Origin of the sequence: Anthropogastromicrobium sp. (assembly GCF_037349415.1) — a bacterium.
GTDB lineage: Bacteria > Bacillota > Clostridia > Lachnospirales > Lachnospiraceae > Anthropogastromicrobium > Anthropogastromicrobium aceti.
In genome coordinates, this window is the sequence record NZ_JAXWCK010000038.1 from 67,054 (window position 1) to 90,639 (window position 23,586).

Annotated in this window: 27 protein-coding genes; 1 reads left to right on the top strand and 26 read right to left on the bottom strand. The window is 40.7% G+C overall.

Annotated features, from left to right (window positions below; all coding sequences use genetic code 11):
* The 20 genes from rlmH to WJP93_RS09365 form a co-directional block, all read right to left on the bottom strand.
* On the bottom strand, nucleotides 1–480 hold the full coding sequence (gene rlmH / locus WJP93_RS09270) for a 23S rRNA (pseudouridine(1915)-N(3))-methyltransferase RlmH (protein WP_337547902.1): 480 nt from the start codon (nucleotides 478–480) through the stop codon (nucleotides 1–3).
* A 56-nt stretch (nucleotides 481–536) separates the two neighbouring features.
* Nucleotides 537–1,133, bottom strand: a complete 597-nt coding sequence (locus tag WJP93_RS09275; protein ID WP_337547904.1) for a 5-formyltetrahydrofolate cyclo-ligase — start codon at nucleotides 1,131–1,133, stop codon at nucleotides 537–539.
* Nucleotides 1,134–1,147: 14 nt separating this feature from the next.
* Nucleotides 1,148–2,731 (bottom strand): FAD-dependent protein, encoded by a 1,584-nt coding sequence (locus WJP93_RS09280; RefSeq protein WP_337547905.1) that lies wholly within the window; start codon nucleotides 2,729–2,731, stop codon nucleotides 1,148–1,150.
* Nucleotides 2,728–3,969 carry an aminoacetone oxidase family FAD-binding enzyme gene (locus WJP93_RS09285; protein WP_337547907.1) on the bottom strand — a complete coding sequence of 414 codons (1,242 nt, stop codon included), beginning with the start codon at nucleotides 3,967–3,969 and terminating at the stop codon, nucleotides 2,728–2,730. The genes WJP93_RS09280 and WJP93_RS09285 overlap by 4 nt, the downstream gene beginning before the upstream one ends.
* The gene (locus tag WJP93_RS09290) at nucleotides 3,875–4,399 is read right to left on the bottom strand and encodes a hypothetical protein (protein ID WP_262535728.1); all 525 of its coding nucleotides are present in this window, start codon (nucleotides 4,397–4,399) and stop codon (nucleotides 3,875–3,877) included. Before WJP93_RS09290 ends, WJP93_RS09285 begins: the two co-directional genes overlap by 95 nt.
* A 74-nt stretch (nucleotides 4,400–4,473) precedes the next feature.
* Entirely contained in the window at nucleotides 4,474–6,111 is a 1,638-nt protein-coding gene (locus WJP93_RS09295; protein ID WP_337547909.1) for a polysaccharide biosynthesis protein, read from the bottom strand.
* A gap of 42 nt (nucleotides 6,112–6,153) precedes the next feature.
* Nucleotides 6,154–6,651: an rRNA maturation RNase YbeY gene (gene ybeY, locus WJP93_RS09300; RefSeq protein ID WP_118612955.1), complete on the bottom strand. Its 498-nt coding sequence runs from the start codon at nucleotides 6,649–6,651 to the stop codon at nucleotides 6,154–6,156.
* 10 nt (nucleotides 6,652–6,661) lie between these two features.
* Entirely contained in the window at nucleotides 6,662–7,675 is a 1,014-nt protein-coding gene (locus WJP93_RS09305) for a PhoH family protein (RefSeq protein ID WP_118612902.1), read from the bottom strand.
* Between the two features lie 16 nt (nucleotides 7,676–7,691).
* Complete coding sequence (locus WJP93_RS09310; RefSeq protein ID WP_337547911.1) at nucleotides 7,692–8,897, bottom strand: sporulation protein YqfD; 1,206 nt, start codon at nucleotides 8,895–8,897, stop codon at nucleotides 7,692–7,694.
* A gap of 35 nt (nucleotides 8,898–8,932) precedes the next feature.
* Nucleotides 8,933–9,262 carry a YabP/YqfC family sporulation protein gene (locus WJP93_RS09315; protein ID WP_118612899.1) on the bottom strand — a complete coding sequence of 110 codons (330 nt, stop codon included), beginning with the start codon at nucleotides 9,260–9,262 and terminating at the stop codon, nucleotides 8,933–8,935.
* A gap of 114 nt (nucleotides 9,263–9,376) precedes the next feature.
* Nucleotides 9,377–11,269: a glycoside hydrolase family 20 zincin-like fold domain-containing protein gene (locus WJP93_RS09320; RefSeq protein WP_337547913.1), complete on the bottom strand. Its 1,893-nt coding sequence runs from the start codon at nucleotides 11,267–11,269 to the stop codon at nucleotides 9,377–9,379.
* 132 nt (nucleotides 11,270–11,401) lie between these two features.
* On the bottom strand, nucleotides 11,402–12,040 hold the full coding sequence (locus WJP93_RS09325) for a cytidylate kinase-like family protein (protein ID WP_337547914.1): 639 nt from the start codon (nucleotides 12,038–12,040) through the stop codon (nucleotides 11,402–11,404).
* Nucleotides 12,041–12,138: 98 nt separating this feature from the next.
* Nucleotides 12,139–12,810 carry a phosphatase PAP2 family protein gene (locus WJP93_RS09330; protein WP_337547915.1) on the bottom strand — a complete coding sequence of 224 codons (672 nt, stop codon included), beginning with the start codon at nucleotides 12,808–12,810 and terminating at the stop codon, nucleotides 12,139–12,141.
* 20 nt (nucleotides 12,811–12,830) lie between these two features.
* Nucleotides 12,831–13,757, bottom strand: a complete 927-nt coding sequence (locus WJP93_RS09335) for an RluA family pseudouridine synthase (protein WP_337547916.1) — start codon at nucleotides 13,755–13,757, stop codon at nucleotides 12,831–12,833.
* Nucleotides 13,750–14,265, bottom strand: coding sequence for a signal peptidase II (gene lspA, locus WJP93_RS09340; RefSeq protein WP_227099871.1), 516 nt, complete (start codon nucleotides 14,263–14,265; stop codon nucleotides 13,750–13,752). Before lspA ends, WJP93_RS09335 begins: the two co-directional genes overlap by 8 nt.
* A gap of 9 nt (nucleotides 14,266–14,274) precedes the next feature.
* Nucleotides 14,275–15,372 carry a 3-dehydroquinate synthase gene (gene aroB, locus WJP93_RS09345; protein ID WP_337547917.1) on the bottom strand — a complete coding sequence of 366 codons (1,098 nt, stop codon included), beginning with the start codon at nucleotides 15,370–15,372 and terminating at the stop codon, nucleotides 14,275–14,277.
* A 16-nt stretch (nucleotides 15,373–15,388) separates the two neighbouring features.
* Nucleotides 15,389–16,147 carry a YlmH/Sll1252 family protein gene (locus WJP93_RS09350; RefSeq protein WP_118612887.1) on the bottom strand — a complete coding sequence of 253 codons (759 nt, stop codon included), beginning with the start codon at nucleotides 16,145–16,147 and terminating at the stop codon, nucleotides 15,389–15,391.
* A 4-nt stretch (nucleotides 16,148–16,151) separates the two neighbouring features.
* Complete coding sequence (sepF, locus tag WJP93_RS09355) at nucleotides 16,152–16,709, bottom strand: cell division protein SepF (RefSeq protein WP_118612886.1); 558 nt, start codon at nucleotides 16,707–16,709, stop codon at nucleotides 16,152–16,154.
* A 19-nt stretch (nucleotides 16,710–16,728) separates the two neighbouring features.
* Nucleotides 16,729–17,409, bottom strand: a complete 681-nt coding sequence (locus WJP93_RS09360; protein ID WP_118612885.1) for a YggS family pyridoxal phosphate-dependent enzyme — start codon at nucleotides 17,407–17,409, stop codon at nucleotides 16,729–16,731.
* A 15-nt stretch (nucleotides 17,410–17,424) separates the two neighbouring features.
* A complete protein-coding gene (locus WJP93_RS09365; RefSeq protein WP_337547919.1) occupies nucleotides 17,425–18,855 on the bottom strand; it encodes an HlyD family efflux transporter periplasmic adaptor subunit in 1,431 nt (476 codons plus the stop codon).
* 166 nt (nucleotides 18,856–19,021) lie between these two features.
* On the opposite strand from WJP93_RS09365, the gene WJP93_RS09370 reads away from it, so the two are divergent.
* Nucleotides 19,022–19,234 carry a DUF378 domain-containing protein gene (locus WJP93_RS09370; protein WP_118612883.1) on the top strand — a complete coding sequence of 71 codons (213 nt, stop codon included), beginning with the start codon at nucleotides 19,022–19,024 and terminating at the stop codon, nucleotides 19,232–19,234.
* Between the two features lie 97 nt (nucleotides 19,235–19,331).
* On the opposite strand, the gene WJP93_RS09375 is transcribed toward WJP93_RS09370, so the two are convergent.
* The 6 genes from WJP93_RS09375 to minD all read right to left on the bottom strand — a co-directional run bounded on the left by WJP93_RS09375 (nucleotide 19,332) and on the right by minD (nucleotide 23,555).
* Nucleotides 19,332–19,751 carry a twitching motility protein PilT gene (locus tag WJP93_RS09375; RefSeq protein ID WP_118612882.1) on the bottom strand — a complete coding sequence of 140 codons (420 nt, stop codon included), beginning with the start codon at nucleotides 19,749–19,751 and terminating at the stop codon, nucleotides 19,332–19,334.
* A gap of 121 nt (nucleotides 19,752–19,872) precedes the next feature.
* Entirely contained in the window at nucleotides 19,873–20,847 is a 975-nt protein-coding gene (locus WJP93_RS09380; protein WP_262535719.1) for a serine hydrolase, read from the bottom strand.
* Entirely contained in the window at nucleotides 20,844–21,245 is a 402-nt protein-coding gene (locus WJP93_RS09385; RefSeq protein WP_066564330.1) for a methylglyoxal synthase, read from the bottom strand. The genes WJP93_RS09380 and WJP93_RS09385 overlap by 4 nt, the downstream gene beginning before the upstream one ends.
* Nucleotides 21,246–21,284: 39 nt before the next feature.
* Entirely contained in the window at nucleotides 21,285–22,466 is a 1,182-nt protein-coding gene (locus tag WJP93_RS09390) for an FtsW/RodA/SpoVE family cell cycle protein (RefSeq protein ID WP_337547924.1), read from the bottom strand.
* Nucleotides 22,467–22,493: 27 nt separating this feature from the next.
* On the bottom strand, nucleotides 22,494–22,751 hold the full coding sequence (locus WJP93_RS09395; protein ID WP_066564340.1) for a cell division topological specificity factor MinE: 258 nt from the start codon (nucleotides 22,749–22,751) through the stop codon (nucleotides 22,494–22,496).
* 6 nt (nucleotides 22,752–22,757) lie between these two features.
* Entirely contained in the window at nucleotides 22,758–23,555 is a 798-nt protein-coding gene (gene minD / locus WJP93_RS09400) for a septum site-determining protein MinD (RefSeq protein ID WP_337547925.1), read from the bottom strand.
* Nucleotides 23,556–23,586 lie beyond the last annotated feature (31 nt).

Here is a 23,586-nt window from a genome sequence, read left to right on the forward strand (position 1 = left end):
TTACTTGTGATACGGCTCATTTTTCTGAATGCGAAAACAGCGATATATCTGCTCAAGTAAAATCACACGCATCATTTGATGTGGAAATGTCAGTGCCGAGAAGCTTAGCTTCTCATCGGCACGGACAAGTACCTTTTTACTAAGGCCAAGGGAGCCTCCGATCACAAAAACAAGATGTGACCGCCCTGCCACTGTAAGTTTTTCTAAATGCTTTGATAATGCAACTGAATCATACTGTTTTCCATCAATAGCTAACGCGATCACATATCCATCCTTCGGACAGCGGGCAAGCAGACGATCTCCTTCTTTATCTTTGATTTGCTCACAGAGAAGATCGCTTGCCTGATCCAAAGTTTTTTCATCCTCGACCTCAACAAGCTCAAGCTTCGTATACAGTCCGAGTCGCTTTGAATATTCCGCAATGGCCTGCTTCCAGTAGCTTTCCTTTAATTTTCCAACGGTTAATATCGTAATTTTCAACTTCTGTACCTTTCTTTCTGTCATGTTTTAATTGATGACCATGTTTTTGATTTGGTCTACATTCTGCTGTACTCTGCTTCATAGCAATCTTTCTGCGTCACAACAAAATCAAGCCGTCTGTCATGTGCTTCGCTTGGAATTGCATCGAAAAGCTGTTCCTCAAATGCATAGCCAACTGTAACTGCTTCCTTATACATTTGCAGGTAGCGGTCATAGTAACCGCCGCCGTAACCCATGCGCAGCCCATCTCGTGTGAATGCACATCCTGGTACAAGAATCAAGCTATTCTCGTCTGCCCGAACTACCTGGCAGTCTTTTTTTGGCTCTAAAATGCCATATGTCCCTTTTACACAATCATCTAATGACATAATACGACAAAACACCATCTTGCCGCTTCCCTGCTCTCCATCCAAAAGGACTACCCTTGGAACAGCAACACATTTTTGTTCAGCAAGTGCATGCTCAATGACAGGCATTGTATCTGCCTCGCTGCGATATGACATATAGGCAAAGATCATGCTGGCATTTTTGTAAGCTTTTATGTCAAATAAATTTTTCGCAATCTGCGCGGATTTTTCCTGTCTATTCGTAATCTTTGCACGCCTTTTTAACGCCGATTTGCGAAATAAGCGTTTCTCTTCTTCTATCATCATATGAAGCTCCCTTTTCACGGACAGAAACGCGCCGCAATCCACTCTGCTGCACGAATGCCATCCATCGCTGCTGATGTGATGCCGCCTGCATAGCCTGCGCCTTCACCGCACGGATATAGTCCACGCACATTGCTCTCTCCATTTTCATCACGTACCATACGAAGCGGTGATGAGGTACGACTCTCCACACCAAGCAAAAGCGCATCCTCTCTTGCAAAGCCATGAATTTTGCGGTCAAATGCTGGAATAGCTTCGCAAAGTGCCTCAGTAAGCGGCTTTGGAAGCACCTGATTTAAATCGGCATATGCATATGCACCCTTTGTGCATGGCTTGACTTCTCCGAGGCCAGTTGAGATACGTCCTTCTTTAAAATCACCAAACAGCTGAAGCGGAATTTTGCTGTTTCCTGCGCGGTATGCTGCCTGCTCAAGTCTTCGCTGGAAGGCTACGCCGCCCATATAAGACGCATCAGGAAAATCCTGCGGTGTAACAGTGACAATAAGTGCTGAATTTGCATTCTTACTGTCACGCGCATGGTAGCTCATTCCGTTTACGGCAAGACCGCCCTTCTCACTTGATGCATTGACCACAAAGCCTCCTGGACACATGCAAAAACTGTACACACCACGACCGTTTTCTGCCTGATGCGTCAGCTTATAGCTGGCTGCGCCAAGTGACAAAACATGTGCGGCTCCATATTGTGAGAAATTGATCATCTCCTGCGGATGCTCAATACGCACACCGACAGCAAATGATTTAGGTTCCATATGAATATGCTTTCCAAGCATGGCAAATGTATCGCGCGCACTATGTCCTGTTGCAAGGACGAGTGTCTCACATGCAATATACTCAGTCTGATTGACCCATATTCCAGCTAGTGCGCCATCTCTTACATCAAGATCTGTCATACAGCTGTCAAAACGTACTTCTCCGCCATACTCTAGGATACTCTTTCTCATACTTACAATTACATTCTTTAACACATCAGTTCCAATGTGAGGCTTTTGCTGATATAAAATTTCTTCCGGTGCACCATGCTCAACAAAAATTTCTAACACCTTGCGATTTCTCATAAGCTTATCTTTGACAAGTGTGTTTAATTTTCCATCTGAGAATGTACCTGCGCCACCTTCTCCAAATGAAACATTTGTCTTCTCATCAAGCTCTCCTGTTTCCCAGAAATGCTCAACTTTTTTAGAACGATTATCTACATCAGAGCCCCGCTCCAAAAGAATAGGACGATATCCGTGCTGCGCGAGCAGATAGCCACAGAAAAGTCCTGCCGGTCCTGTTCCTATTATTACAGGGCGATGTTTTTGCTGCAGTACTCCTTCCTTTGGAAATGTATAGGTCTGCCCAGAGGCAATCACAATTGACGGATTATGCAGTTTTTTTACAATTGTCCGTTCATTGTCCACCTCTGCCTCGATAAGATAGACAAAGAAAAGCTCTGGCTTTTTTCTTGCATCAATAGACTGGCGCAGAATCTTCCAGCTCTTTAAATGACTGCGTGATATTTTAAGCTGCTTACATATTTTTTCTTCCAGCTCTTCTTTGCTGTGACCGCATGGAAGCTTTAATGAATTGATCTGTATCATCTATTTTTCCTCTGTTTTCCAATTTTATTTGCCGCTGCTTTTCCGGCAAGTGTGCCTGTCGCCCATGCCCAGTGCAAATTGTAACCGCCGCAGATTCCATCCACATCAAGAACTTCTCCTGTCAAATATAACCCCGGCACATTCACACATTCCATTGTTGACGGATCAATTTCTCTAAGGTCAACGCCGCCAGCACATACCTGTGACTGACTTACTGGGTTAGTTTTCGTAATTGTAATGCGATATTCTTTTGCAAGCGCTGCCAGGTTATCGCAGTCTGCCAGCCTCATTGGTCTGTCAATTGCAATTCTTGCCTTTTTGCAAAGTGCATGTACAAGCTTTGAGTTCCATAATCCACAAAGCTGTCCCTGTGCACTTCGCTCTGTAAAGCCTGCACGCACACGAAGCTCCTCTAACAGCTCATTTCTTGTCATGGATGGCATAAAATCAATAACCGCTTCTGTCTTTTTCCTTTTTAACAATGAATATGATGCATAGCGGCTAACCTGAAAGACCGGGATTCCTGAAATACCATAATCCGTCAGTTGTACTTCTCCCTTATCCTTACTCATACACTTTCCATCAGAAATAAGTGACACAGCTGCCTGCACGCGCACACCGCTCCAAATCTTCCCAATCGGATCTTTTTCCTGAACAAGTGCCGTGAGCGCCGGAACTGTCGGCTGTACTTTTAAGCCAAGTGTGCGGCAAAAACCTTGGGGATCGACAAGCTTTCCTTCCTTCATTCCGGCAAGACTTCCTGCCGCAATTATCAATAAACAGCTCTCAAAATGCTCTCCCTGTGACGTAGCGGCTATAAATTCGTTATTTTTATTTTTTACCTGCGTAACAGATGAATCTGTATGTATCACAATACCAAGCCGCTTTGCTTCCATCAAAAGACATTCTGCAACTGATGCTGCCTGTCCAGATGATGGATAATAATAGCCATCGCGTTCACTTGGCCAAATGCCAAGCTCCTTCAAATAGGTAATCGCAGCAGACGGCGGATACTGTGAAAGCACCTCTTCTGCCTGACTGATAAAGGCACTTCTATAACAGGAAAGTGCCATTTTTTCATTTGTATAATTACATTTTCCATTTCCTGTCGCCAAGATTTTTTTTGCCGGGCGATCCTGTGCCTCAAGAATATGCACCTTGCATCCGCCGCGAGCGGCATATATCGCAGCCGTCAATCCTGACGCGCCCGCTCCAATGACAAGCACCTGTGTTTTCATTAAAGTTTTCCTTTCCATGTACAAATGTATTTTGACTAGTTACATATTTCCTAATCCTAAGTGTACACCAGTCCATCTCAATAAGCTCACACCTAATACATCCTCGTATATCATCTTTTTCTTCCATTTGAGACGGATCTGATAAAAAAAGACGAAGTTCCTCTTCATTCATCCCTGCCAAACGTATATCCCAATATGGTTCTACAAAAAGCAGCTGCCCTGTATCGACACTGTACTCTTCCAGAAAAATATCCATCTGTGCATTCACGCGCACCTCACTCTCTGATTTTGGAGGCAAACGCATTAAAATTTCTTTTTGTTCTTTATCTGCCAACATATTTTTTGCTGCATGCCTTGTTATAAAAAAGCTTGTCTGCTCAATCATTAGAAAGAATGCCGCAACAGAAAGAAAACGAATTGCATACTTCACACAAATACTCCTTTTGCCAAGTTTTATTTTTATGTAAAGTATGGATTCGTTTTCATTCATTTATTCCTATAAACTTACATCAGCCTGCATTTTTTTGCAATGCGAATCAACATGCTTCCCTTTGGCAGATCTCTCATGACGCTCTCGGTAAGAAGCTTACATTTAACTGCAACTGCAAAATACACAACGACTGCTACTACTACAGATATCAGCATCGGAATTGCTTTTCCTAAAAACTGATACAGCAGCTGATAACATCCAAAGCATACAATGCCCATAATTCCAGAGGCAGCTGCCGGCTTTACAAATAATGTAATCACATCTGGGCGATATTCCAAAATCTTGCTGATAGAATAGAAATTCAGGATTGTAATCACAAGTGCATAGATCACATAGCTGATAATAACGCCGTAAATACCCATGTTAAAGCCAAGACAAAGAATTAATAATACCACAACATGAACTGCCATCGCAATCAGAGAGTGGCAGACTGGAAGATTCATTCTGTCAATTCCCTGAAGAATTGAGTTTGTGATGGTAGAAAATGAGAATGTGATAACGGCTGGGCAGACAACCTGAAGATAAGTGCTTGCTGCGCTTGTGTCACCAGAAAATAAAGTCTTGATAATTGGATTTGCTAGTACAAGCAAACCAACGGCAGACGGAAATGCCAGTATCGAAATAAACCTAAGAATTGCATGAACTTTTGACTTTGCAGTCTGCTCATCTCCAAGAGCATATGCAGCTGTCAGTGTTGGAACAAGCGATACTGCCATTGCTGAGGAGATAGATACCGGAATATGAACTAAAAGCAAAGCCTTTGCATTATAGGCTCCCCACATGCTGTCCTTTACATCCTCCATGCCCTTTGAAGCCATGATATTGTTAAACAAGCTTCCATCTACCAGCTCAATCAAGTTATAAAGTGCAGTGCTTAAGATAACTGGAAGTGCAATAGAAAGCATAAGACGAAAAATATCGCCATACTCCTGCTGTGTTCCTGTCTTATCACGGCTAATATTAACTGCAAGAATTTTTCTGTATGCCACAAACAAAATAAAGCAAAAGATCAAGCCTGCCAGTGCACCGGCACCAGTTCCTATTGCGCCGCCTGCTGCACCCCATGCGTAGCCTAAATCAGTCGTACCGCTTGCTACATCCATTCCGTGACCAAAATCAAACAGAAAATATGCAAACACAACTGACATGATCGCATTGATCAATCCCTCTACAATCTGTGAAACTGCTGTTGGAAGTGTATTTTGAAGTCCCTGGAAGAAACCACGAAATACACCAAGAAGCGCCATAATCAAAATGGTCGGTGCCATAAAACGAAGCGCAATAGCCGCCAGCTCACTGTGGAAAAATACCCTTGTAAAAAACTGCGCACCAATTAATACAGTCAAACCAAATGTAGTACCAATACCGATTGCAAATGCAATTGCACATATAAATACTCTCTTTACATTGCGCCACTGACCCAATTGTGCCTTTGCAGAAACCATCTTTGACACGGCAAGCGGAAGACTGTATGAGGACAGCAGCAGTAAAATTGTGTAAACGCTGTACGCATACGAATAAAATCCGTTTCCCTTGTCTCCAATAATCGCCGTCATAGGAATACGATAAATCATTCCCATTACACGCACCAATATTGACGCAATCGCCAGAATACTTCCTTGTGCGATAAAATCATTTTTCTTTTTTTCCATTACAAAATCTTCCCTTTCCTGCCGCCAATCTTTCTTTTAGGCTTATCTGAGAATTGATAATCCGTTCAATATTTCTCTTTGGCGAGCCTCCATCTGCTCGCGTTCTTCTTCTTCCATATGGTCATAGCCAAACAGATGAAGCATACTATGTGCCACTAAAAAGCCCAATTCACGCTCTAATGAATGGCCATAGCTTTCAGCCTGCTCATATACCTTGTCCACTGATATGATAATATCACCAAGTACAAGCTCTCCCGTTTCGAAATTAAAATAGTCCTCTGACGCATTTTCCAACGGATCAAAATTCGCCGGCTTATCGTAATCGACCATCGGAAATGATAAGACATCTGTTGGACGGTCAATTCCGCGGTATTCCTTATTGATCTTATGAATTTCCTCATTATTTGTCAATAATACATTGACCTCTGCCTCATACGGGCACTTCTCATAATCCATGCAACCCATAACAACACGTTCAATTAACGCCTTGTAATCAAATGGTAGCTCCTTTGAAGCTTCATTCTCAATTGTAATTGTCATACTCTCTCCATCAGCCTCTTGGCTTTCTCGTTTTTTCTTCATGCTCTTTCGCACGCATTTTGCTGTTTTGCTTATTTTCGTAATCCTCATAAGCTTTTACGATTTTCTGAACAAGCGGATGACGAACAACATCGCGGTTATCAAGATAGACAAATCCGATATCATCCACATTCTTTAAAACCTTAATTGCCACATCAAGACCAGACGGCGTACCTGCCGGAAGGTCTTTTTGCGTCATATCTCCTGTGATAATAACTTTTGACCCAAAACCAATACGTGTCAAAAACATCTTCATCTGAGCAGGTGTCGTATTCTGTGCCTCATCCAGTATAATATAAGAGTTATCTAGTGTACGTCCTCTCATGTAAGCAAGCGGTGCCACTTCTATAAGGCCCTTCTCCTGATTGTTTATAAAGCTTTCTGCACCCATAATCTGATACAATGCGTCATATAATGGACGCAGGTAAGGATCTATTTTACTCTGAAGATCACCAGGCAAAAATCCCAGCTTCTCACCAGCCTCAATTGCCGGACGCGTCAGAATAATACGGCTGACCTCCTGCTTTTTAAATGCATCAATTGCCATCGCCATTGCCAGATATGTTTTTCCAGTTCCTGCTGGACCAACACCAAACACAATCATTTTGCTTCGTATTTCGTCAACATACTTCTTTTGTCCAACGGTCTTTGGCTTTACTGGCTTTCCAGAGATCGTACGGCAGATGATTTCCTTATCAATCTCAAGTACATCACTGCTTTTCTCGGAAAAAGACATTGAAATCGTATAATCAACATTCTGCTCAGTCACAGTGTTTCCTCTTCGTGACAATTCAAGCAGCGTATCCACAACGCTTCGCGCCTTACCAACTGCCTCTTCTGTTCCTGAAAGACGAATCGTTTCACCCCGGTTTACAAACGTTACACCAAAGGCACGTTCAATCTTTTTTATATTACAGTCAAACTGTCCAAATACATTCAGCTGATGGGCAGCCGGTATTTCCATAACTGCTTGCGCAACACTCATACATTAACCTCACTTGTTACTCTTGTTTTTGCAGTTCCTGCACTTGCGATTCCAGAGTACATTTCTCTGATGCGTTTGCTTCAAGAAGAAACTGCACATTCATTCGATAGTCTTTCGGACCACTTTCTATTGTAACATTATTTTCAATTATTTCCACCCCTAATTTTTCCAATTGAATAATAAATTCAAGATATTTTTGGTCTGCCTGTTTTTTAAGGCTCTCATCATCGTAGCAAACCGTCGCGTTTTCGTACTTCATAAGACAATATTCTTCATTATAAAAGGGCAAGTAGAAATGTTCAAAAAGCTTCCATTGATGCTGCTCAATATACAATTCTTCCTGATCTGACGCCATAAGACTTTGCGGCAGACAAAAACGATGACCGAACAAAACAAGCCCCGAATGCACCTGCTTTGATGTATAATGTCTTACAGTCTGACTTCGGGGTATTGTAATTTCAATATTCTCCTCGTATTTAATCCACACATCAGCTGAGGCATTTGTCTTCTCATATCCAACAATTTCCTGTGAATCATTGTAAATAGGAAGCAGTCCAGACACCAAAAGATCTCCTTTTTCGACTTGATCTCCCTTTTTGACAAGCGGCGTTCCCCGCCTTGTGATCATCCTCGCAATAATTCCACTTTTTGATGCCTTAAGACTGCATGGTGTTTGCTCCTTTTCTTTTGCTGAAGCAGTATTATTTTCTTCTATCTCTACAACAAGTCTCGTGCCTTCTAAACGAGCCGATACCCATGTAATATCATCAAACTCATTGCGAAGCTGCTTTTCCAGTCTGTCACAAGCCACACTTGAAATCTTCATACCTGGTTTGTAGCCCTCATTTTTGACAAACTGCAAAAGATAGCTGTCTGTGTAGCGCATATTTCCTGCAAAATCAATATCCCATACAAACAAGGACATAACATATAAAGCGGCAAATGCCAGTATGCCACAGCAAATTCCCACACGGTTTTTTCTTGTTTTCTTCCATAAAAAATATGGGCCTCGCTTTTCAAGAATACGGATAGAAACATCCGCCTTTGTACGCAGACAGCACAGTTTCAAGAAATCTTTCGCCTTCACATCTGCCTCTATACCTGATGGTTTTCTGCGTACCTGATACAAAACTAAACCATGAAACGATACTATATTTAAAAAGCGTTCTGTTTCTGATCCGCTTATGCTGATCAAAACATGATTTGACCATCCATTTCTCAACTTCTCACCGCCATTTCAGCCCTGCTTTTAAATGCTCATTCCTCGTAGCAGATTGATGTAATGCACCCCGTCACCTTAACCTCCTCTGATGCAAAGTAGGCCATTGCCAGGCAGCGCCCTGTTATTCTAATTCGATGTCTTCCTGTCTGGATACATATCTCATTTTCCTGACATGAAATAAGCTTTTTAAAATTTCTCACCTGCATTTCACTATTTCCTGACAACTGCGTCAGTTCTGCCCCCATCACTACATCTTTAGGCAAATGAAGGCAATCCACCACATGCTCCGCTCTTTGTTTTTTCACATCACGTCTTATCTGATACTTTTTCTGCTTTCGCATCCTTTTTTTCGTGTTTCGTTTCATGGCAATGACCTGTTTATTTGTTCTTACGCCAATCTATGCGCCCCACACATAATTTATGCCAGACTTGAACGGACAATATTTCCGAACCAAGCCTGGCATATTCATTATTTTAACTTACAGTTCTCTTATATAATCTGCTAACCAAAAAATCAATTCACCAATACGGTACAGCTCACTCTCACGGCTAATTTTGTGCCACTGTCTGCGATACTCATAGTACCAGATCTCAAAAGCCTCAGCAAGTGCTCTTTTATCTGTACACGGATTTTGCTGTCCATCATGCACATTCTTAATCACGCCAAACATAGTATTGATCAGAATCTGACCTTCTGCCATATGAAGAATTGGAGCTATATACTTGCGTTTTCCTTCCTCAATTCCAACAAGAAGTGCAGATACCTTCGCCATGTCATTTCTAATTGCTTCGTTGCAAAATTCAATCTGCTTCTGTGAATTTTCGGTCTGTTCGTCATATTTCTCCCAAAAAGCAGTTACTTCTCTTTCTGCGACCTGATAACGACAATTTTCCAGAATACGTACAAACTCTCCCCAATTCACAACTGCCTGATTGCTCATATGACTTATCACTTCAACAAGTGACGCAGAACAATCACCATATTCAATTATTGATATATCAGCATTTATCGCTGACTTTTCCATAATATCGCTGTTCCAGCTAAATGCAGCTCCATAAATGATACCTACCATAGAAAGTTCTGGATGCTGGAAATGACCAAAATCACCCCAGTCAGTATTTAAAAGACCTTCACCATCATACTTATGCGCAAATATTGTCATCTGCTTGATATTTTCATAAGCATTATCTAACAGGTGAATTGCCTGATTCCATCCCTGAACACCTGGACACAGATATTGATGCGCACCATTCTCCCAAAGCTTTTTCACATTGATTTCTCGTGGTGTCGGACTATAATCCCAAGTCATGCAGATTACATCCTCTGGCAGTTCTTTAATAGCTTCAGGATGTGCAGCAATGATATCTCCCCAGAACATCGGACGCTTTCCAAGCGCCTTCACATGCTCACATACGCGGTTAACCCACTGAACATACATTACATGAGAGCCAATTTCATCTGCTCTTTCTTTTCCTCTTCCTCTTCCAAGGTCAAAGGTTTCATCGCAGTTGATATTAAAAAGGTTAGAACGAAACAGTGGACTATACTCATCAATTAAACGGCATACTAACTCATATGCTCTGTCATCTGTGCTGTTTAACGTATGATGGCACATGCGCTCATAAAATGAAAATGCTGTACCCTCTGCTTCTTCCACTTCTGAAAGCTCATGGAATGTTTTTGTACGAAGTACCTTATACAAATGACCAAATGTAGCAACAGAAGGAACAAGTTCAATATTTCTCTCTGCACAATATGCATCAAATTCAAGAATATCCTGCGCTGTAAGCGGTGTATCGTCTCTCCAAACCTCACTCAAACCATCAAATAAAAAGGTGTGCTCAATATAAAGATGCAGCTGATTAATCTTATAAAGACTGCATCGATCTGCCAGTTCCTTTAAATAGGTCATCTTTGGAATACGGCCTCTTGTTACATCCATAAACCAGCCACGCACGGAAAGTTCCGGATAATCCTCGATATACAAACATGGCAAAGAACTTCCATATTGAATAATAAGCTGGCGAAGCGTCTGAACACTATTAAAAAGACCTTCTTTTTCTGCTGCGCATACAGTTACACCCTCTGGTGTGATTTCCAGACGATATGCTTCTTTTTCCTTTTTATTTTCTCTTGTAATTCCTGCTTCCTCACTCATGCAAAGCACAATGCCCTTATGCGCACCTGATGTACGTCTGTCAATCAACAGTTCAATACCTGATGATTTTTTAAGCTGCTCTGCAAGCTGTGATGCATAAAAAAATACTTCTGATGGGCAGCTGCTGTCCATTGTAATTCTGCAATGGTAATCAAGAAGCAGTCTTCCCTCTCTTTCTTCGATATGCTGCGGTCTAGGCAGTATGCGTATCATTTCTTCTTCCTCCTTTTATGTCCATTACTATTATGATGACGATTTCCTTTCTGATTTCATTTTCATATACAGAGAATCTACAAACGATAAAAAAATAATAGGCAGGCTGCCCTTGCAGCCCGCCTCTTGTTTTTACTTTCCTGCTCGATTTCTCTCACGAAGCTTGATAATCTCCAAAATTGCATCTACGGTACCCTCTGGTCCAAGTACGCTGCTGTTTAAACAGACATCATAGCTTCTGGCATCGCCCCACTTCTTACTTGTATAATAATTGTAATAGTTGGAACGCTTCTTATCTGTCTTAATAATGATATCCTTTGCCTTTTCTGGTGTTTTATCATACAGCTTAGAAATGTACTTGATCTTCTCATCCATGTTGCCGGAGATAAATACGCTTAACACATTTGGATACTCTGCCAGTGCATAATCTGCACAGCGTCCTACAATTACACAGCTCTCTGTGTCAGCTAAATGCTTGATTGTATCAAACTGTGCCAGAAAAACCTTGTGATTTAACGGCATATCAATGAAGGATGATGTAGAATATCCCATTGAATAGCTGTCCATTACAAGAGAATAAAGAAAACTGCTTGTTGGCTTCTCATCGTGACTCTCAAAAATTTCCTCGCACAGTCCGCTCTTCTTCGCCGCCAGTGTCAGCAATTCCTTATCGTAACACTTAATATTCAATTTTTCTGCAAGACGATTTCCGATCAATCTTCCGCCGCTTCCGCACTCTCTGCCTATTGTGATCACTAAATTACCTGTCATAATGCTCACTCCTTTCAACTTTCAAAATCTTATGATGGTATTATACAATATTTCAGATTAAAATGCAACTTTTTTCGTACAATTCTTTTAAGTGCGTATCACTCTGCAAAAAAGCCATTCAGATAATCAAATGTTTTCTCAAAGCATCTCCATATGTTTGTCTTCTGCGCAATCAAGTAGCAGATTTGAGCAAGTACTACACCTCCAACAACATCCACAATCACATGTTGTCTTGTAGTAAGTGTTGATACAAATACTGCCAGGGCAATCAAAAAAGACATCACCTTATACCATTTTGGAATTTTTATGTCACTTATAATACCTATAAAGCAAAACCAGCTGACAAGGCAGTGAATGGATGGAAAAAGATTTGTTGGCGCATCGATTTTGTAGAGAAAACGAATGGCATCATAAAAAATCCCCTCCCCTTCTACAGCGGGACGTACCAGCGTAGTCGGATAACATAAAAAAAACACAAGACACACAATTCGTGATAAAAAATCTGCAACAAAAAAACGGTAGGCATATTCTCTGCTTCTTCTGTAAATCAAAATATAATTGATAATCCAAAAAATATAGCAGCCAAAGTAAATCACTATCGTCCACGGGATCAATGGAATCTGCTTATCAAGTGGAATTGCAAGACTATGAAGATTCCAGTTTCGTGTAAGCGCATTGCAGCCGCTATATACAACAAAATTGCACAGCAATGCCATAATAAGCGGTACAAGTCCCCACGGTGAAAAGATTTTTGCAATTATTTTCTTCATACTTTTTTATCCTTTTATTTTTATCCTGCGGATGATTGGCGAAGCTTTTTCAGAAGATCTTCAAAATAATCAGGAAGCGGTGCCTGAAACTCCATATATTCCCCTGTAGACGGATGAATAAAACCTAACACATACGCATGCAGTGTCTGACCCTGAAGCTGATATGGGCATTTTGCAGGCCCGTAAAGAGCATCTCCCAACAATGGGTGACCAATAGATGCCATATGGACTCTAATCTGATGTGTACGGCCAGTCTCAAGGCGGCACTCTATCCATGTAAAGCGCCCAAATCTCTCCAGTACCTTATAGTGCGTTACTGCATTTTTTCCATTTTTATGATTGATTGCCATGCGCTTTCTATTATTTGGATCACGGCCAATCGGTGCGTCAATCACTCCCTCGTCTTCTTTTAAATTGCCGTGGACAATGGCATAGTAACGTCTTGTGATTGAATGCTCCTTTAGCTGCGCTGCAATGCAGTTGTGCGATGCATCGTTTTTACAGGCAATTATAACACCTGTCGTATCCATATCAATTCTGTGAACGATTCCAGGACGAATCACTCCATTGATTCCTGAAAGACTGTCTTTACAGTGATACAGAAGTGCATTCACTATTGTACCAGATGTATGACCCGCCGCTGGATGCACCACCATACCCTTCGGCTTATTAATTAAAATGACATCGTCATCTTCATACAAAATATCAAGAGGTATATCCTCTGCAACTACCTCAAGCGGCTGCGGCTCTGGAAGCGTAACTGCAATTTCATCATTCTCCTTCAGCTTTATTCCACTTTTTTTAACAGAAATACCATTTATTGATACATTTCCCTGGTCAATCAGCTTTTGCAGAAAAGAACGTGTATATTCCTCATACTGATCTGCCAGGAAACGATCCAGGCGAGTATTGTCCTGCTCACTTCCTACAATCAGAAGTTCACTCATGTTTTTTTCCTGCCTTTCCTGATGGTTTTAAAAATGAAAAGTCATCATCCTGATAGCAGAAAAAGAGCGCGATTAAGAGAATGACTGTTGACACAGTAATATAGCAGTCTGCCACATTAAATACTGGGAAATTGATTGGCACAAAATAAATCATATCAACTACATAGCCTCTGAATATGCGGTCAATCAGATTTCCAAGTGCTCCTGCCGTGTACGTAACACAAAGCATTCTAAGAATACGATATGACTTTTGATTAAGCAGCCGTACATAGCAGTATGCAAATACAGCAATCATCACAGCTGTGATCAAAAAGAAAAAAATCTTTTTATTTTGGAAAATGCCAAATGCTGCACCTCTGTTCTCTACATAGGTCAATGTAAGCACGCCTGGAATTACCACAATGTCATGTACCTTAAGCACAGACACGGTTAATGCCTTTGTGATCTGATCTAATACAATAAGCAGCGTACATAAAAGGGCTGCAAAACCAGCTCGTTTCTTTTTCATGTACTCACCTCACGCATCCTGACACACAAAGTCAAGTGCCTCGCGCATCTCATCCATTGTAACAGTCTTATCAGCAACGGCCTCTCCAAGAGACTTTAACAAAATAAAACGTATCTGATTGCCCTGCATCTTTTTGTCACTTTTTGTTGCTGCAAGTGCTGCCTCTTTATCCACACCAGTCACTGTTATTGGAAGCTTAAATGATGTGAACGCATCAAGTACAGTCTGAAGATCATCTTTTGTAAGATAACCTCGCTTCATACTAATATAAGCTGCGGCTGCTGCACCAATCGAAACGCACTCACCATGATACAATTCTCCTGCCTTTTGCTTTTCAATTGCATGACCAAGTGTATGACCAAAATTTAAAAGACTGCGGATTCCCTGCTCGGTTGGATCTTTCTCTACTACCTCTCTTTTAATACTACAGTTGTGGTAATCCATTTCAATCAATGTCTCATTATCCTGGCTGCAGATTTTTTCATGGTTTATTTTCAGCCAGTCAAAAAACTTTTTATCGCGAATCAGACCATGCTTTACAACTTCACCCATTCCAGAAAGATAATCTCTTTCATCCATCGTAGATAATGTGGAAACATTCATATATACAAGCTTTGGCATGCAGAATGCACCAACCATATTTTTATAACCATCAAAATCAACGCCTGTCTTTCCTCCGACACTGCTGTCTGACTGAGAAAGAAGTGTTGTTGGAATCTGTATAAATGAGATTCCTCTTAAATATGTTGCCGCTGCAAATCCGGTAATATCACCTACAACACCGCCGCCAAGCGCTGCCAAATAATCCTTACGGTCAAAATGAGCTTCTATCAGCTCTTTATAAATATCGCGAACTACATCAAGTGTCTTATGAAGCTCTCCTGCCGGAAACTGGAAGGAAATCACCTTCGCAGATACAGGCTCTAACACCTTTCGTACCATTTCCCCATATAAATGGCTAGTGTTGGAATCCATTACGATGCAGACCTTTCTCCCCTCAAGACCGATCTGCTTTACCTTTTCTGCCAGTTTTTCAAACGCCGTCTCAAAGACGATCTCGTAAATCGGCTCATGTGCCTGATTATTGATCATTAAACTTTTTGACATTGTACTCCTCTCTTTCTTATACAAAAACTTCTACTGATGCCATAAGTCTTCCTTTTTTGGTAACGGCAGAGGTTCCCTTATAGCGAAACTTTCCAAGACCACGCACAGAGATCAGATCATTTTCCTTTAAATTATAAGCATTTGATGTAATCACTTTTCCGTTTACCTGCACCTTCTCCTCACTTATATAACCAGTCAGCTTACTTCTTGACTGAGAAAATGCCAGTCCAATCACTGCATCGAGACGTACAGATGCGATGCTTCCCATGACCTCCTTCACCTGCGGCTTATAGTCAAACTCCTGCCAGTCAATCTGCCTGCACATAACACTTGTATGACGGATTCTGGTCAAATTTTCACAAATGTAATCTGCAATCGACTCTGATACAATAAGATATGCCTGCTTATCCTGCACGATTATATCGCCTGTTTTTGTTCTTGAAATGCCAAGATTCATAAGTGCACCCAGATAGTCTCTGTGTGTCAGTTCTTCTGAAAACTTCTTCATTAAAGGCTGAACCGATAATAAAGAGATAGGAGCCGGGTATTCCTCCCCAACTCCTACTGGCTTGTAAAATATAATCTTTCGTTCTGCAAGTTCATAGCCACCACACATCTCCATAGAAACAGGCGGAAGCTTATCCTTTGAGAAAGCCAAAAACAGATTCTGCTCATTGAGCGTCAGAAAGTCGCTGCCCATAGGGTATCCTCTTCTGTCGCATGCCTCTGCCAAATCCAGCAGATGACTGCAAATCATCTGTTCTTCTTTGTTCATCTCATCACACCTTCAGACTATAAGAGCTGATATCGGTTGAATCATCGTCACCAAGAAGCTCAGTGAAATCACCAGAAAGCTCTACATTGCTTGGTGTTGCAATGATGATCTTTTTGGAAATCTTCTGCAGATTGCCGCCCATTGTAAAGCATGCACCAGATGTAAAGTCAATTACACGCTGTGCGGTATCAAAGTTCATTGCTTCCATATTAAGCACTACGGTCTTTCCTGAAAGCAGGATCTCAGCGATATCCTTAGTATCGTTGTACTCCTTTGGAATGATCATACATACTTCTGACTGTTTCATAACACCATTCATAGAAACCACCTTGCTTGAGGTATTTTTTGCTGACTTCTTGCGGAAGGTTGCTGTAGAAGAAGCTGGTGCAGACTCTGTCTTTGGAGTCTCCTGATCAGCCTTCTTTTCCTCAGCTGCGCTAGCTGCGGTTTCTTCCTCCTCTTCTTCGTTTTCTTCTGTCATATCCATATCGTCATAATCTCCATCGTACTCGTCGGTGGTAGAAAAATTCATCTTATTTAAAAAACCGTCTAAAAAACCCATTACTGTTCTCCTTCTTGTGTTATCGTGAACCAAATATGCCAGTTCCTACCCGGACAATCGTTGCACCCTCTTCAACAGCTACAACATAATCTCCAGTCATACCCATAGATAGCTCTCTCATTGATATATTATCAATGTTTTTACTCTGAATGTCAACTGCTAATTCATATAATTTTTTAAAATATTTACGATTATCCTCCGCGTTCTCTACAAAAGGAGCACTTGTCATTAAACCTTTCACACGGATTCCAGGCATCTTGGAAATTTCTCTGCAGGCATCCTCTGTTTCTTCTGTAAAAAAGCCAAACTTGCTTTCCTCTCTTGCTACATTAACCTCTAAAAGCACTGGAATCTCAATTGATTGTTTTTGTGCCTCATCTGAGATTTGCTTTGCCAGACGAATACTGTCCACAGAATGAATCAATTCAACCTTTCCTGCGATATATTTTACCTTGTTTCGCTGCAGATGACCAATCATATGCCATTTTATATTGTCTGGAAGCACTTCCATTTTATCACACATTTCCTGAACCTTGTTTTCCCCGAAGGTATCCTGACCAGCTTCGATTGCCTCCTCAATTAAAGAAATCGGCTTTGTCTTGCTGACAGCAACAAGACGCACATCTTTGGGATCTCTTCCAACTCTTTTACATGCTGCTTCTATATTAGCTTTTACCTGCTCTAGGTTTTCACTTACCATTTTCAATTTCTCCTTTTAATAGATGATCTGATTTTCGGTTACAAGACCTGCATTTAAAATAATGCGATCGTAGGCGGACAATCCGTAGTAGGTACCCGTATTAATAATATAGTAGTTATGATCGCTCGTCTCACTTAAAATATCAATCTGGCGGAAAATACAATATCCTCTGTTTACACTGTACACACCAGTAAGCGGTGCTGACACAGCAATCAAATGGCGATTTGTTGGATCAGTTGTAATTGTTTCAGATGTGCCATCCTCACTTTTTTCTACACTAGCACCAATCAGATAATCCTCTGTCGTAAGTCCAGATGCAGAAATATAATAGCTGTTTCCCTGCTTTGCATAAATAGAAACTTTTGTAAATACAGCCTTTGCACTGCCGTCAGACTGAATTACTTCCTTATATACACCTACACCTTTTTCTTCTGAATTGATAACATATTGTTCTGGCACAACAAGAAAATCCTTGCTAAGCACTGCTGACTTTGGAATCTTGTAGCCTTTAATATCATCCTCTGCAATCTTAAAATCAAGATAACGCTCCGTCAGATAGCTTGAACCATATTTATTTAATGAAACTGTTGCCATTGAAGTGCCATCAGATGCAGTGTGAAGATAAAAGCTTCCATTTACTGTTACACCAATTGATGTTAATTTAATAGAAAGATATTTTTTATTTCTATAACGTGCAGCATCAGTGTCGCTTATTGGAAATGTAATACAAAAAGAATCATCTGAAACAAGCTTATAGGCAAAATCGCCTTTCTTTCGCTGTTCTCCATTTGCGTACACCTTCATAGAATATGACTCTTCATCGAAACATGAACGCGTCACATCTTCTGGTGTATATCCATCATATGTATCTGTTCTAAATAACACATAACCACTTTGATCGCTCTTGACACAGTATGCATCTTCTGATGAAAAGCTGTCAAGTGCATCAGATGCTACCATCAAATACGCATCCAGAACGGAAACTTCCAAATCATTTTTGTCCTGATAAGCTAGTGAAAAATTAGAATCAAGATCATGCCGCGCTGCCTTTTCAAGCTTTGTTTTTAACGTACTGATACTTGAGGTGCTTAGTATCTGCGCACTGCTGTATTCCTTTAAAAGTGCATCAGTAATTGCACTGATATCCTGAGTCGTGTAAATTGTGCTTCCAAGCGCTGTCTTTAGTCCTTCGCGAACAGAATAGTTTACATAAGCATCATTTTTCAGTGTAACAATCTGCTCATCTCTTGTGATAAAGCCTTTGTAGTCAGTTGCTATTGAGTAGAGTGCTTTTTCCTGAACCTCAAAAATACTTATTTTTTCTTTTGTAAAGAAAAAATAAAGCTGAACTGCCAAATAGATGAAAATAAAAAGGAAAAGGAATCCTATTACACTGCCATGCCACCGGTTTTTGTAATGGATCACCTTATTGTTTTTGTCTGCCATCCAGTTTCCTGCCTTTCTCTTCCGGTACACCTGTGCCGGACATAGCTATTATTATAGCATTTTTCTTAAAAAAAGAAATAGTTTTTTTAAAGATGTATAAAATACTTCTGCTATGAAAAAATAATAGCGTATAACAAAGCCATTTTTGGCAGAATGAGAGGTTGCTATGAGCTCAAAAGTATGGGATTATATTGTACTGACTGTTGTCGTAATCGGTGCTATAAACTGGGGATTGATTGGCTTTTTTAAGTTTGATCTGGTTTCGTGGCTTTTTGGCAGTATGTCACTGTTAACTCGGATCATTTATGCCATCGTAGGTCTTGGCGGACTTTATCTTCTTTCCTTTTATGGCCGCATCCGCGACTTTTCCCAAGAATAAAAAAGTTTGTAAAAAGGAGTCGGGTCAACCGGCTCCTTTTAATCTGTACTATGTACTTTTTGTTAAAAACTGATACACTCTGGCAAGAATATCATCTTTACAGAGATACGATGATGTGAGATTTTACTTCATCGGACAACTCTGTAGCATCTGCTGAAACACTCAAAACAAAATCAACTCCAAATTTTGCAGAAATCGCTTCAAGCGCCTTGATTGCCTCTGTAATATCACTTCCCTCAAGACAGGAAATCTTTAAGAAGCTATCAAAATACATTTTCTCAAGATCATGATCCTGAGAAATGATTCCGCTGACAAATCCGATAAATGCATCATAGGAATTGATTCCATAATCAGAAACATTAATCAAACGAACTTTATTGCTCAGTTCGTACATGTGCTTTGCTGTCTTATCCAAATATACTACACTTCCCTGTGCAGACGCAACAGCACCGTTTACACTGTCTAACAGATACTTTGTTTTTCCTTTGCCCTTCTTGCCTGAAATAATCTGAACCATATGCTCGATCCTCCTTATATGAATTAGTCTTTTACACTTAAGACCAATGGTAGTTCTTGCGTATAGTATAGTATATTTTACCGAATAAAGCAAGTCATAAATAGAAATTTTTATAAAATTATCAAATTTTCGACAGTAATGTATTCATCTGGTTGTATAGTTCGTCTTTTGTTGCTGCACCAAGAATAACAGCCACATACTCCTTGTGATGGCTGTCCTGGACGAGCACTACCAGGTTATATCCGGCTGTATTTGTATGACCTGTTTTTCCGCCAATGACAGTAATGCCGTCTGGCGGCGTATAAGCACCTACCAGATACTGATTAGTACTGTTAAAGTTCTTCGTCACATTCTCTCCTGCTGCATTCGTGTAATAGCACAGAAAAGATCCACGCGCTATAATATCGCGAAACGTCGGATACTTTAAGCATTCCTGAAACATCAAATAAACATCATATACTGAAGAATAATGTTTAGACTGTGTCAGTCCTGTCGGATTGGCAAAATGTGTATGACTAGTCATCAGTTCCTTGCTTTCCTGATTCATCATATCTACAAATGCTTCCTGTGATCCTGCAACAGCAATAGCAATATCAATAGCAGCATCGTTTCCAGAATAGATAAGTGCTGCACTCAGCAAACTTGAAAGCATCATCTTATCGCCTTGCTCAAAACCACAAAGAACAGCACTGCTCTCAAGTCCCTCCGGAGTATACGAAATAGTTACTTCCTGACTTAAATCAGCATATTTCATGGCAAGAAGAGCCGTCATAATTTTTGTGATACTTGCAATTTCGCGCTCATCATTTGCATTTTTGCTGTACAATGTTTTCTGATCTGTAATATTAAATAATGCACCAGCCGGCGCTTCTATGTCATTTTCAGAAAATTCATCTTCATTTTCTATTACACACAAATCTGCTGCAGCTCCATCCATTTTCGACAGCTTATCTTTTGATGTCATAAGAGTATCTAAATGAGTACCAAAGCTATCAAGAAGGGCTGGAGAGGATTTGCCGCAGCCTGCTCCCACACCAGCGGCACTGCACATTAAAAGCACTGCCGCCAGCGTGTAAATGAACCGTTTTTTTCTCATGAACGGTATGCCTCTCTCCACTCTAAGTCACCAGAGTCAAGTGAACGAATCAAAAGCTCTGCCGTTGCCAAATTAGTTGCCAGCGGAATGCTGTAAATATCACAAAGATGAAGCACTGTCTGTACTCTCCTTGTATTGGTTGGGCTCACTTCGTTTGGATCACGGAAGTAAAATACCAGATCCATGCTATTATTTTCTATCTGAGATGCAAACTGCTGTGCACCGCCTAACGATCCCTCAAGAAACTTATTGACAGTCAGTGTCGTTGCCTCCTCTATCAGTCTTCCTGTTGTTCCTGTTGCATAAAGGCTGTGCTTATTCAGAATGCCTCTGTATGCGATGCAGAAATTCTGCATCAGTTTCTTTTTGGAATCATCTGCTATAAAACCGATATTCATTTTGATACCTCCACTATAATAGTTACTTTGTAAAACTTATCAGAACACTTTCATTTTTCTGTGCATACTTATGTTCAGCATAATTCCCATCATAATATACGTGCTTATCAGTGAACTCATTCCTGCGCTGATAAATGGAAGCGGTGTTCCCGTATTCGGAAGAAGCAGCATGGCTACTCCCATATTGATAAAACACTGGATTAACAAAATTGTGACAAATCCGCTTGCAAGAAGTTTTCCTTCAAGATCAGGACTTCGTCCTGCAACCCTTAGGCCTTCAATAAATAAAAGCAGATATATCAATATAATAAATGCACTTCCTGCAAAACCCAGTTCTTCTCCTACAACAGCAAAAATGAAGTCACACTGTTCCTCTGAAAGAAAATTTCCATTCTTAACAGATTCATAAGTAGAATTATTTAATCCTTTTCCCAAAAGCTGACCGCCGCCAATAGCCATAACTGAGTTTAACTGCTGACGCGTCTGATCAGGGTAATCCTCTGGAAAGAAATATGAGTTAATACGGTTTACCTGATATTGTTGAAGGATATCCTTCTCGATAAACCAGTTGAGTGTCTTTTGCTCAGGCTCATAAATACAAAACAAAAGTGCGCCCACAAAAACAGCTACTACACCAAGAACACCGCCTACCCACTTCCAACTTATTCCCGTCACAAAAACCATTGCAACAAGCGCAAAAACGATAATCATTGACGTAGATAAATCTGGCTCTACATAAATCAGATACACTGTTATGCCCGTCAAGGCAAAATATCCAATAAGATACAGCACATTGTTTATATGTTTTTGGATACGTATAAGCACAAAGACTGCCATCAAAACGACTGCAACCTTCGAAAACTCAGACGGCTGAATCGTACCAAACCCCGGTAGATGCATCCATCGGTTTGCATTACTGATATTTAACGGATTGATGTATTTTACATAGATTAAAAGTGCCATGCTGATCACGTAAAATACAATTGAATATTTAATCAGCTTATGGTAATCAATACATGTCAGAATCATCATAAGAACAAGTCCTATGACCATTCCAAGGATCTGCTTTTGTGTTGTTGTAATCATACCTGTCACAGCTTCATTCTGTGTTGCACTGTGCACCATAAAAATACCAATGATACTCAGTATCAGCGCATATATGATGATTTTAAAATTAAGATTGCTCAGATGCAGGTTTTGTCCTGTTTTTCTCTTGCGCATGCTGACAGACCATTCCTTTCTTTATCTCTATCTGCTTTTTTTGACTGCTGAAAGCTCCGTCACGGTAAATAAAAGAATTTTACCGGCATTTCGCTTCAGATACAGACAGATGTTTTTTTCAGATACCGGCAGATATTTTGAAATAGTTTTTGTAATATCATGCTCCATACAGCTTAATGTCTCTGGAGTGCACTGCGTATGCTCCTCAAGCATCATTTGTATCAGCCGCTCCTTCGCTGTCTTTCCAGAGCGAACTGCCTGACTTGGTAATGAATGCCTGACCATATTACTTTATTTTCCTTTCTTTTCCAAAATACTTTTCAGCCTTTTTATCAATCCCTTCGATACAGACGGCTGTGCAACCGGAATATCTTCACCCATAATTCTTCGACAGATATCAACAAATATCTGCCCTAACGGTGAATCCTTTCCGGCAACCGGCTCTCCGTTATTACTGGAAATGACAATCTCTTCCTCATCCGTCACCGCACCAATAATAGGAACGGTCAATATTTCCTGAATGTCTGAAAGTGACATCATGTCGCCTCTTGCTACCAGATCTGGACGAATGCGGTTAATAATCATCTCAATCTTTTCCATCCCATCCGCTTCAAGAAGTCCCATTACGCGATCTGCATCGCGAATCGCAGATACTTCTGGCGTTGTGACAACAATAGCTCTTAATGCTCCTGCCACGGCATTTTTAAAGCCTTGCTCAATGCCAGCCGGACAGTCCAGAATCACATAATCAAACTCCTCTGTCAATTCCTGCGTCAGCTTTTTCATCTGCTGCGGCGTCACACTCGATTTGTCTCTCGTCTGTGCCGACGGCATCAGATACAGGCCCTGATGATTTTTATCTTTGATCAGCGCCTGCTTTATCCGACAGCCTCCCTCTACTACATCCACAAGATTATATACAATGCGGTTTTCCAGTCCCATCACAACATCAAGATTTCGAAGACCAATATCGGTATCAATCAAAACAACTTTATTTCCAAGAAGGGCAAGGCCACAGCCAAGATTTGCAGCCACTGTCGTTTTTCCTACACCGCCTTTTCCTGATGTCACAACAATCACTTCACTCATGATATTCCCAAACCTTTCTGATCCTCTCTCT